10 protein-coding genes and 2 pseudogenes are annotated in these 10,722 nt (G+C 43.4%); 6 read left to right on the top strand and 6 right to left on the bottom strand.

What is annotated here, in order from left to right; all coding sequences use genetic code 11:
- Positions 1-711 (bottom strand): annotated as a pseudogene (locus DYI03_RS13165) (DNA topoisomerase); the annotation flags it as partial.
- 300 nt (positions 712-1,011) lie between these two features.
- Between DYI03_RS13165 and DYI03_RS13160 the strand changes: the two are divergent.
- The 3 genes from DYI03_RS13160 to DYI03_RS13150 are packed head-to-tail and all read left to right on the top strand — an operon-like array spanning position 1,012 to position 4,007.
- Positions 1,012-2,232, top strand: coding sequence for a site-specific integrase (locus DYI03_RS13160; protein WP_036870308.1), 1,221 nt, complete (start codon positions 1,012-1,014; stop codon positions 2,230-2,232).
- 3 nt (positions 2,233-2,235) lie between these two features.
- The gene (locus tag DYI03_RS13155) at positions 2,236-3,498 is read left to right on the top strand and encodes a site-specific integrase (protein WP_115368003.1); all 1,263 of its coding nucleotides are present in this window, start codon (positions 2,236-2,238) and stop codon (positions 3,496-3,498) included.
- Positions 3,499-3,518: 20 nt separating this feature from the next.
- Entirely contained in the window at positions 3,519-4,007 is a 489-nt protein-coding gene (locus tag DYI03_RS13150; protein ID WP_025064882.1) for a DUF1896 domain-containing protein, read from the top strand.
- Between the two features lie 77 nt (positions 4,008-4,084).
- Here the strand turns inward: DYI03_RS13150 and DYI03_RS13560 are convergent, their stop codons facing one another.
- A complete protein-coding gene (locus DYI03_RS13560; RefSeq protein WP_169337607.1) occupies positions 4,085-4,225 on the bottom strand; it encodes a hypothetical protein in 141 nt (46 codons plus the stop codon).
- Between the two features lie 546 nt (positions 4,226-4,771).
- On the opposite strand from DYI03_RS13560, the gene DYI03_RS13145 reads away from it, so the two are divergent.
- The 3 genes from DYI03_RS13145 to DYI03_RS13135 all read left to right on the top strand — a co-directional run bounded on the left by DYI03_RS13145 (position 4,772) and on the right by DYI03_RS13135 (position 6,125).
- Positions 4,772-5,041, top strand: coding sequence for a helix-turn-helix domain-containing protein (locus DYI03_RS13145; RefSeq protein ID WP_025064883.1), 270 nt, complete (start codon positions 4,772-4,774; stop codon positions 5,039-5,041).
- Positions 5,042-5,048: 7 nt separating this feature from the next.
- Positions 5,049-5,360 (top strand): helix-turn-helix domain-containing protein, encoded by a 312-nt coding sequence (locus DYI03_RS13140; protein ID WP_021670260.1) that lies wholly within the window; start codon positions 5,049-5,051, stop codon positions 5,358-5,360.
- Positions 5,361-5,705: 345 nt separating this feature from the next.
- On the top strand, positions 5,706-6,125 hold the full coding sequence (locus tag DYI03_RS13135) for a plasmid mobilization protein (protein ID WP_004355376.1): 420 nt from the start codon (positions 5,706-5,708) through the stop codon (positions 6,123-6,125).
- Positions 6,126-6,569: 444 nt separating this feature from the next.
- Here the strand turns inward: DYI03_RS13135 and DYI03_RS13985 are convergent, their stop codons facing one another.
- The 4 genes and pseudogenes from DYI03_RS13985 to DYI03_RS13555 all read right to left on the bottom strand — a co-directional run.
- Positions 6,570-7,016, bottom strand: coding sequence for a DUF4348 domain-containing protein (locus DYI03_RS13985; RefSeq protein WP_021669573.1), 447 nt, complete (start codon positions 7,014-7,016; stop codon positions 6,570-6,572).
- A 58-nt stretch (positions 7,017-7,074) separates the two neighbouring features.
- On the bottom strand, positions 7,075-9,096 hold the full coding sequence (locus DYI03_RS13125; protein ID WP_238300175.1) for an RHS repeat-associated core domain-containing protein: 2,022 nt from the start codon (positions 9,094-9,096) through the stop codon (positions 7,075-7,077).
- 1,085 nt (positions 9,097-10,181) lie between these two features.
- Positions 10,182-10,313 (bottom strand): hypothetical protein, encoded by a 132-nt coding sequence (locus tag DYI03_RS13875; RefSeq protein ID WP_262510467.1) that lies wholly within the window; start codon positions 10,311-10,313, stop codon positions 10,182-10,184.
- Positions 10,283-10,722, bottom strand: a pseudogene (locus tag DYI03_RS13555) (hypothetical protein); the annotation flags it as partial. The pseudogene DYI03_RS13555 and the gene DYI03_RS13875, both read right to left, overlap by 31 nt.

Here is a 10,722-nt window from a genome sequence, read left to right as displayed (position 1 = left end):
ATTGGCGATTCGCTTGTCCTTGACAATCTCATAGACAGCCAAGCCTTTTTCGGTCGGTATAATTGCTTTCTTGTCCCTTCGGATATAGTCACGCAGGATAAGTGTTTCGATGATGTTGGCACGGGTAGCTGGTGTTCCTATACCGCATTCTGCCATAGCTTTTTTGCTTTCTGCATCCTCGACCTCTTTCCCAGCATTCTCCATTGCTGAAAGTAAAGTAGCTTCCGTATAGAGTGGTTTTGGCTTGGTCTTATCCTCGGTGATTTCTGCATCAAGTACAGGCAAGTTTTCTCCCTCTATCAGGTTTGGCAATGAAGACAAAACCTGTTCTTCACCCCCTTCTTTCTTTTCAGCTTCCGCTTCTTTACCTTTCTGCACGGCTTTCCAACCCAAGGAGATTTGTCGGCACGCTTTCCAAGCAAAAGTGCTGTTGCCGTCCGTGAAACGAACCAGCATACGCTCTTCCTCTGAATCGGGAGAAAATGCTTCGATGAAACGATTGACCACCATTTGATAGATAGTTGTTTCATCTGCCGACATTCCTGAAGGCGTTTCCCCAGTAGGAATAATGGCGTGGTGGTCAGTTATCTTTGCATTGTCTACCGAATGGCGATTAAGTGGATTTGATAGTGAGATGCCTATCTTGTGCAGCAGGGCGGGTACTTCCTCGAAAACATCCTCACTGATGTATCGGCTGCCTGTGCGGGGATAGTTTATAGAATAATGACAATGAAAGAAGAATGGGTAAGTACAAACGGAAACACTTGAACAATAACAACTTATACACTTTTCTGCATTTTGAGATATGGCAAGATTGAGCGAAAAACGGCAATAGTTCCGTTACCAACTCGTAACCCATAGGGCACAAAGCAAAAAGGGGTTACGAATTGAATATAAACAACTGTGGCATAGGTTTTTATTCCTCATCTTTCATTTTTCTGCATAGCTCAAGAACTCTTGTTCGTATGTACCTTTGCAAGCAAAGGAAATTAGAAAAAAAACGACAGAAAAATGAAAGAAAACAAACTGAAAGTCTCGTTTTTCACACAGGCTAAACGAGCGGACAAAAAAGGCATGGTGCCGCTTATCGGACGGATAGAACTGGGCAGGAAGCATTCCGCCTTTTCCGCCAAAAAGAAAGTCCCATTATCTCTTTGGGATAGCAGAAAGCAACGTCTTCTCGGCAAGAGTGCCATCGCAAATTCTATCAACCAGTATTTGAATGAATGCACTGCACTCATTCATGCACGCTATCGGGAACTTTGCGAAAGTGGAGAGTCATTCACGGCTACGGATGTGCGCAATGCCTATCAGGGACAGCTTTGTCAAAACGCAATGCTTTTAGAGTGCTATGCTGAGTACCTCACACAGATTCATGAAAGAGTGGGCATAGACCGGGCAATGAAAACACTGGAGCTGCGTACCTATCAGCAAACTCTTCTTCGGGAGTATGTGCGTAGGAAATACAAGTTAAGTGATATTCCGCTCATGGAACTGGATATTTCCTTTATAGAAGGCTATGAATACTTTCTGACAATAGACCGAAAATTGAAACGTGGCAGTATATGCAGTGCCTTGGCTGCATTGAAGGCGGTTGTGAACAAGGCTGTCAAAAATGGCATGATAGACATGTATCCGTTCATTGGTTACAGTTACGAAAAGACGAAAGGAACGCCGAGAAACATCACGCAGGACGACCTGCAAAAGATTATCGACCTGCCCATCAAATGGGAGAAATATCGTGTCGTCCGTGATTTGTTCGTGTTCTCCTGCTTCAGCGGTCTTGCCATTTCGGATATACGCAATCTCAAAGAGGAAAACATCATCATTGAGGAAGGAAAGCTATGTATTAAAAGCAAGCGTGTCAAGACGAAGACCCCTTTTCGCGTAGTAGTTCTCTCCCCAGCCAAGACCATTATGGAAAGATATAGGGGCAGACGTGCGGGATATGTATTTGACGTTCCCCCAAGAGACGTGGTTTACAATGCGATGCACCACATACAGAGAAGTATCGGTATGAAAACCCCTCTGACCTTTCACATGGCTCGCCATACTTTTGCTTCGGTCATTACCCTGTCGGCTGGTGTTCCAATAGAAACCGTAAGCGGTATGTTGGGACATACCAATTTGAGAACGACACAAGTGTATGCAGCGGTCAATTCAGAAAGAATAAGACAGGATATGCAGAAGATTCAACAACGGATAGAACACACTTTCACCTTAAAATTATAGCTTATGGCACGCAGTACATTCAAGACATTGTTTTACATCAACCGTTCCAAACTGAAGAAGAACGGCAAATGCCCGATAATGGGGCGAATCACCATAAACGGGCAACAAGTACAATACAGTATGGGATTGGATGTCAATCCAAACAATTGGGACGCAAAGCATGGCAGATGCAAAGGCGACACTGATGAGATGAAGAACATCAACCGCATACTGACAGAAAAGGAAGGACAGATACAAACCAAATACAATGAGCTGGTTTGGCAAAAGGGGTATGTAAGTGCAGAACTGCTCAAAAATTGTCTGACGGAGGATTCACAAAGCAATGGAATGCTCATGGAAGAGGCAGACCGTTTTATAGAGGAAAAACGCCCTTGTGTGGGAATTTCCATCGCCCAATCCACTTTCCGCAACTACATCTATGACAAGCAGCTCATAGTATCCTTCCTGCTGGAAAAATACGGAATGTCCGATATTGGTTATTCACGGTTGGACTATGGCTTTGTCGAAGAATTGGATTTCTATCTTAAAAGCAAGCGCAGATTATCACCTGCCACCATTCAAATGACGGTTATTTTCTTGAGAAAGCTCATCAGCATCGGACAACAGAAAAAATACATCCGCCGAGACCCGTTTGTGGATTTTAAGGCGGAAAAACCACGTGGCACGAGAAGGTATCTCACAACGGAAGAACTCAAGCGCATTTTGCAAACGCCCATCTTAAACAAGCAGTTCGAGCGAGCAAGGCAACTCTTCATTTTCTGTGCCTTTACGGGACTGGCTCGTGTGGATATGTTGCGACTGACACCTAAACATATCCACCATTATGATGACGGAACTTGTGAGATACGTATCAAGCGACAGAAAACGGACGTGGAAGCCATCATTCCACTTCTGCCCATCGCAAAGGAGATACTTGACATTCATATAAAAGGGAAACAACACGATGATTTGATATTTCCAACATTGAACGTTAGCAAGGCATCTTTCGCCTGTATAAACATTGGTCAGATATGCCAAATTGAGAAGGGCTTGACCTTTCACATGGCTCGCCATACTTTCGCCACGACCATCTGCCTTTCCAATGGTATAGCAATGGAAACGCTCTGCAAGATGCTCGGACACAGCGACATTGGAACGACACAGATTTATGGAAAAATTACCGACCTGAAAATCAGAGAGGACATGAACCGTTTGCAAGAACATAAAAGTAAGGCTTTTTCTGACTATACGGAAGCTATCGAAAAGCAAAACGCAACAATATTTTAGAAATCAGCAAAAATTTATGTATGAAAACAGATAATAGCAAAAAGGAACTTTCCTATTTTCGATTGAAGTTGGAAAGCTATATGAGTGAACATCACCCCGAGCGATTGGGAGACAAGGAGTTTATCACGGCAAGAGCCGACATAGCACTGACCGCCTACTGCGATGCCGTGGCGCAAGGTTTTAATCATTTAGAAGCAGAAAGAATAGCAAGTGAAGTGCTTTTCAGTGGACTGCATTTCTCAAAGTACGATACCCTTGTTTCTGTCTTGGAGGACGAGTTTGAGAGGAAACTCCCTGCACCGCTCCCCGAGAGGCTTTCGTTTTTATTGTTGGCGAACAAGGCTGTTCAAGCCACATTCGCTGGGTACGAACTGACGGACGAATTTGCCGCAAGCGAACAATACGACCGTCTTTACACCGAACTGACAGGCACGATAGTACTGCTCATCGAGAGCAACAACCTGCCAACGGTCAAACAGACGGAGGAAGCAAGCCCGAAGGCGTTGTAGGCAAAGGCGCACGCAAAGTTCCTGATGCCGTTTCTTATCGTGCAAAGGTACAACGGCAGCCTGTCTGCCCTGAAAGGTCAAGTCCTGCGGATGGAGAGTAGAATCTCCACCGCAGGATTTTTCTTTTTCAAGGCGGTACTACAATCCTCAATATCCGTGCGGTCGTATTCATCTCTCCCAACCTTGCAGGGCAGGGCTGCCGTAGAGAGTATAGGCACTACAAGAATACGGCATACTCAGGCTCTTTGGACGCAAAAGCGAATGATAGAAACAATAGTTAGAACTAACGATTGTCTTGACAATCTTATTATATGACAAGCCATTTTTTATACAACTTATTGTCTGTACAATTTGTTGTCATAACAATTTATTGTCAAGACTATCTATTGTCAAGACAAACTATCGTCATAACAAACTATCATCAAAACAAACTATCGTCAAAACAAAACTATCGTCAAAACAAACTATCGTCAAAACAAACTATTGATAGTTCGACATCTCGATTTGTCGAACTATCGAACTGTTGATAGACCAACAAATATGCAATAAAAGGAAAGAACCGGCACCTCATCTCATTACCGCAATAACGCTGAGGGATTTTCTCGTGGTCTTTTCTCTTGTCTTCCTGACATTTCCCTGCTTTTCCTCATCCCTTGTAGCGATGCTCTTGACCACTTACTTTTGCACCCGATAAGTACGGCAACGGGCAGCATAACAGCTCCATTGCCGAGTAACAATATAGTAATCAAAACAATATCAAAGCAATGAAACTCATTATCATCGACCGCAAAGCGTGGGAGCGGCATCGCTCCGAATTTGCAGACTTTATCCACCGTGTGGAAAAACTCATTGGTAATCCTCCTAAGAACGAGCAATGGCTCGACAACGAAGCCGTGTGCAAGCGTTTGGGCATAAGCAAGCGTACCCTGCAATCATACCGAGATACGGGAAAAATCCCTTTCTCCATGATTGGGCACAAGTGTTATTACAAACAGACCGACATCAGCGAAATGCTGAATGAAGTCAAAAAATGAATGAATTATGGCAGAGAATGAAATCATTACGCAGGAAGACCCTCAGATGCAGTTATTTTCACAACTGATGGAAGGTACTTTGAAGAAGTTGGAGCGGTATTGTGCCACAGCTCGTCCGATGTTAGATGGCGAGGTTTACCTTTCGAGCGAGGAAGTGTGCAGCCACTTACGGCTCAGCACACGCACGCTCCAAGAGTATAAAAATGCAAGAATACTTCCATTCTACAAAATCGGAGGGAAGATACTTTACAAACAGAGCGACATACAAACAATGCTTGAAAAGTATTATAATCCAATACCGCAAACAGGTAAGTTATGAGTTAAGTTAAGAAATCAGTCGCGACTTAAGTAAAATGGTCAGTTATGACTTTGGTCAAAAAAATAGTTTCGACCTAAGTCAAAATTAACTTTAGTCAAAAATATGTCAGCTCATAAAGTCAGTAAGTCAAGAAATTAGTCTAAACTTATCGCTTGATTTACTTCTTGAACTTTGAACTCTCGTCTATCAAAAGCACCCCAGAAAAGTTACTTTATGGAACATAACAAACTATCTCTTTCTTTATACTGGCAAGGTGTGTCTTTGTACCACAAATTGCCATTTGTACCACAAAGACCCTTGCCCCGAAAGGGGATTAAATCACTCCAAAGTCGTGATTAGAAAGCAATGAAAAAGCAGAAACAAAAGAAGCCAGACGGCAGATGTGCCACCTGCCCACGATGGGACAGATGGCACATCAGGATACCTAATTCCGAAGACCAGCAGAAGCTTATCAGACTCTACCGCAAGTCGGGAGCAAAAACGAAAAGTGATTTTGTCCGAACAAGGCTTTTAGGTGAAGCCTTTAAGGTCATCACCCAAGACCCTGCAAAAGAGCCTTACTTGGAGAAACTCTCCGAAATCGTCTCCATGACTCATAAGATAGGCATGCTATACAACGAAGCCGTGAAAGCCCTCAATACTTATCATTCTGTCGCCACTGCGCAACAACTGCTCAGTAAACTCGAAACCTATTCCCAACTTCTTATCAGATTCCAACATCAAGTAGTGCAACTGACAAAATCTCTTGAGAGTAAACAAGAATGAATGCTGATAAATCATAATACCCAACGTTAGTATCGTGCTGTGATTGCCCAATCCCTCTTTGGTCAGTTATCAATGTTAGGAAGATAGGCTTTGTATGTGTAGTCGCTGATAAAACGCTTCCGGCAATTCTTACATCATTAGCGTTGTTTACCTGTTACTTTACCTCTTTTGAGAATATTGTTTGAGTGGCGATGCGGACATTGAAACTCAACTCCCAATCTGGAGCATAAAGTGCCGAAGCATTCTCGTAAGCTCATTTTTCCTTTGTTTTGGGTTACAAAAATAGCAAAAGGCAGAGAATTTTCCCTACCTTTACGCCTATTTTATAATCAAATTGATAATCAGATGATTATTTCAACAACTCCCAATTTGGAGCATTACCCGAAATTTGTTATATTTTAGAACTCTGTTATTCAAAGATATTCTGAATTTGTCGAATTCACGTTAATTAGAATAGTCATCTATCTGAAATAATATCCAAGAACGCTTGTCAGTTTTGAATAAATATCTCATATATATTCCCGAATCATAGCCCTTTAAGATAACAGTATGCGCCATTGTATCAACCTTTAACATTATTTTTTGCCCTTCTATTATAGAATCGTTGAAATTTGTATATATCCAATCACTCTTGCTGATATGAAGGATCGAGTCTGTCTCTTCATAATCATAACCTTTATATATAATTTTCAACGGAAACAAAATGTGTTTCCGTTGAAAACATGAGTCTGACGCGAACTTTTTGAAAAAATCATAAAAAGTTGTTTTTCCTGTCACATTTCTTTTTAGTGATATCACAGCCCTATCCTTTAAAACTTGCTTTTTATTATTTGGTTGTGCACAGCTTATTAAACAGAGGAAAACAAATAGTATGTAAATAAACTTATTCATAATATATGATAACTTGATTTTTATGAGACGGGATTATATTACAATCCCGTCTCATTTTTTATTGCTCTTGTTGCGTGGAATTAGGTAAATTAATCTCTTTAGGAATATTTATAATCGGGGGGAATACGATATCATTCTTTTGGGGAGCATTTCCTATTACTATCACCTCAGGAAGCTGTATAGGAGATGACATGTTGATATCTACATCAGAACTTTTCTTGTTTATCCAAAGTTGGGGATCTACAATATTCTCTATCTTTTTTCCTTTACCTTGAGTTGGATCAAAATGTTCGTATTTTCTTGTTTTCTGATTTAATTTCTTAATTTGATAGTGAAGATGGGGAACATATCCACGTTCTTTACCTTTTCCAGAACCTCCTATTTCTCCAATAACATCACCCTCTGATATTTTTTGACCAACTTCTACATTTATAGATTTTAGATGAAGATAACCAGTTTGGAAGCTGCCGTCAGGAGAATTGATTATAATAAACCGCCCTCCTCCTCCTTTAGGACTGCTATTAATAGCCTGAACAACTCCATCATGAGTAGCTAATACAGGGGCACCATAATCAAAATCTTGAGTTCCAAAATTAATATCAAGTCCTCTATGGAATTTTGAACCATAGCTAATATTTCTTGGACCATACCAAGAATCTATATGCCTTGAAGCTCCTTTGTATGTAGTGTTAACTGGCCATTTTCTATTACCATCAGGATCTTTGTACTTTATTGGATTATTATCAGTATAACAATAGGCTGTTACCTGGGGGAAAAGCTCTGATAACATATCCGTACTCATCCACAAACTCAACCTTGGTTCATAGTATCTCGCCCCATAGTAATACAATCCCGTTTCCTCATCGAATTCCTTCGCATTAAAGAGATAAGGGGTATTCCAAGTGTTGTTGCGTTCTTCTATGAACACCTCTCCAAATGGTACATATTCGATATGCTGCGATACTTCGCCGTCCAAGTTGGTGATGTAATTACTGCTGCCTAAGTGGTCAGGGTGGTAGAAGAACTGCATCTTCTCGTAGTCGTCGTTGGGCTTAAAGTTGCCGTTTACAGCTCTTGTGCGTGCCATTGTACGAGCCTGTGCTGCCTCCGGTGTACCGTCGTTGCAGCAGAAGCCCTGACCATTCACATAGTCGTCGTTGTCCTTACCATTATATGGCAAGTCAAACGTTTTGTAATTGTCTTTAATGGATTGTAACTGCTGGTTGTACTTATCCTTGTAGTTAATGGTAAGACCATCAGCTTCATTGCCTGCATACGGTATTCGTCTTGGGTCTGCGCCATAAGATGCCAAGTCGCCAAGCTTGCTGACGATACGCTGACTACCGATATAGATGTGCTTGGTGTACTTGCCGCCTTGCCCTGCAACCAAGTATGGGCTAACATAGAGACTGAACCTTGCCGTACCAGTATTGCCTCCAGAGAACTCAGAGTTCACATAGATGGCTTCGTTCTCGCCTGAGGTCTTCACCGTTCGCTCGCCGTCGGCATCATACCAATAGTTGCTCACAAAACCATTCTCGTCGGCTGCTAATAAGCGGTTCTCCTCATCCCACTTGTACTTCTGCTCACTGGCCTTGTCGTCTTCCTTGTTGTCTTTCTTTACACGAGAGGTGTTAATGTAAACAAGATTTCCGTTGGCATCATAGGTGTACTTGTGTCCGTTGTTAATATTCGTGCTGTCCGTAGGAGTTTCTTCCGTGCGGTAGTTAATATCACGAACATTGTCGAGTTGGAACTTCTTACCATCTGCCTTTTGATAAGTATAGGTGAGTTCATAGCCTGCGTTGAGCGTGCCGTCGAACTGCACGTTATTTTGCGTGAGATGTTGCTTCTTACTCGTGATACGGTGCATATTGTCGTAGCCCATAGACAACGTATAAGAAGCGGATTTATTGTCCGTTCCCTTATAAGTACCTGTTGCGCTTGCCAAACGATACAATGGGTCATAAGTATAACTGTGGCTCATCTGTCCGCCTGCCTTACCACTCTGTGGGAGTGGAGCATTGTTCTTAATACCGAGCACGTTGCTCACTGCATCATAACTATATGCATTGTCCATGATGGTGCCTGCCTTAGCATTCACCACGAGGTTCTGCAACCGTCTGCGTGCAGGGTCGTAGCTGTAGAAGGTCTCCGCTCCGTTACAATACTTCAGATAGGTGCGCTGCTCGAACTTGTCATAGCCTATCTTGTTCACATAGTCGTAGCCATAGGACTTGTAACCACGCACATGGTCTACCTGTCCGCCGAGGTTGTAGCCGTAGGTTACTTTCTCCTCATCGGGGTAAATCATTTCCAATAGGCGATTATGGCTGTCGTACTTCCACTGTGTTACGTAGGTTGCCACTGCCTGATTAGGTACAATCAGCGTGCGCACCGTCTTCAAGACCTCACCCATCTTACCATAGTAATACTCGATCGCGCCACTGCCGTCCTCACGAAGCATCAGTCTGCCGATACGGTTGTACGAAGAGTTGATGCCACCATAATGGTACTTCACGTTGTTTTCCGGATGGTCAGGATAATTAATCGCCGTCAGACGACCGTAATCGTACTCGTAATTGATAGTCTTGCCCTCCTTTTTGAGGTTGGCTGTCTGCTTGGTGAGCACATTGCCCAAAGCATCGTAGGTAAAGGTGGTGATACCGCTTGCAGGGTGGTTTACCTCAGTGCGACGGTCGCCCATATCATAGACGGATGTCGTTACGTTGCCCTCAGTGTCTGTTACCTTGACGAGGCGGTCTATCCCATCATATTCGAAGGAGGTGGTAATCGTACCGTCAGGTCCGCTGAGTTGCTCGGTCTTCACGGTCTTGCCACTACCGTCGGTATAGGTTGCCTGACGATTACCCAACGCATCAGTAACAGTCGTTACGAGTGCATTGCTACCTGCGTCCGTAGAGTACTCCGTCTTGGTCTCAGCATTATCAGGAAGCGTTACTTTCATGGCACGGTCAAGCACGTCGTAAACCGTTACGGTTGGCGACACGTTATCAAAAGCCTTGTTGAAAGTTGTCTTTTTGCCCACTGCCTCTGTTGTTGGATAGTATGCCTTCGTCACACGACCGAAAGCGTCATAGACATTGCGTCCGCTGACAATCATCACGGTTTCGTCCTTGGGTGCACTGCCCTTGGCAGCTGTCGTTACCACACCGTCTTCTTCACCTGAACGGGACGTCCGAAACCGTCCACGAAGGTGACGGTCTCCATATCATCGCTTGGGTGCTGTATGTCGTAATGCTTCGTCACTGCGTAAGCAGGTGCAGTTGATGCCATTGGGTGCCGAAAGTAGCCTTAGGCTGATAGTCAAAGGCAATGATGTAAGGCACACCTGTTGCCAACTCATTAGGACCACGCACAGCTTTCACACGTCCGAGGTTGTCTAATATCCGTTCATAATAGAAGTGGTTGAGATCCATACGGCGGAGTGCCATACCATAGCGGTAGTCGAAGTTGGCTGCCTCGCTACGGTAGCCAAATGCATCGTCTATGCGCTCCACATACATATTCATCACCGGCTCATAGCGGTAGGTGTACCACATGCGCTGTCCCTTGCTGTTAGCAGGAAGCGTAGTCTTGATAATGTTGCCGTAAGCATCATAAGTATAGTCAGAGACAGCTTCACCGCTTCCGAGTTGTTGCTTAATCTGCGTGATATGGTTGGCATAGTTCAAATCGTAAGTCG

The organism is Prevotella disiens, assembly GCF_900454955.1.
Classification (GTDB): Bacteria; Bacteroidota; Bacteroidia; order Bacteroidales; family Bacteroidaceae; genus Prevotella; species Prevotella disiens.
Note: the sequence above shows the minus strand (reverse complement) of the source record. Positions and strands in the feature narration are given on the sequence as shown.

What these genes read in the sequence shown, in the direction of transcription:
- DYI03_RS13160 (WP_036870308.1), top strand. Translation starts at nt 1,012, where the DNA reads ATGAAAGAAAACAAACTGAAAGTCTCGTTTTTCACACAGGCTAAACGA.
- DYI03_RS13155 (WP_115368003.1), top strand. Translation starts at nt 2,236, where the DNA reads ATGGCACGCAGTACATTCAAGACATTGTTTTACATCAACCGTTCCAAA.
- DYI03_RS13150 (WP_025064882.1), top strand. Translation starts at nt 3,519, where the DNA reads ATGAAAACAGATAATAGCAAAAAGGAACTTTCCTATTTTCGATTGAAG.
- DYI03_RS13145 (WP_025064883.1), top strand. Translation starts at nt 4,772, where the DNA reads ATGAAACTCATTATCATCGACCGCAAAGCGTGGGAGCGGCATCGCTCC.
- DYI03_RS13140 (WP_021670260.1), top strand. Translation starts at nt 5,049, where the DNA reads ATGGCAGAGAATGAAATCATTACGCAGGAAGACCCTCAGATGCAGTTA.
- DYI03_RS13135 (WP_004355376.1), top strand. Translation starts at nt 5,706, where the DNA reads ATGAAAAAGCAGAAACAAAAGAAGCCAGACGGCAGATGTGCCACCTGC.
- DYI03_RS13985 (WP_021669573.1), bottom strand. Translation starts at nt 7,016, where the DNA reads ATGAATAAGTTTATTTACATACTATTTGTTTTCCTCTGTTTAATAAGC.
- DYI03_RS13125 (WP_238300175.1), bottom strand. Translation starts at nt 9,096, where the DNA reads ATGGACAATGCATATAGTTATGATGCAGTGAGCAACGTGCTCGGTATT.
- DYI03_RS13875 (WP_262510467.1), bottom strand. Translation starts at nt 10,313, where the DNA reads ATGGCATCAACTGCACCTGCTTACGCAGTGACGAAGCATTACGACATA.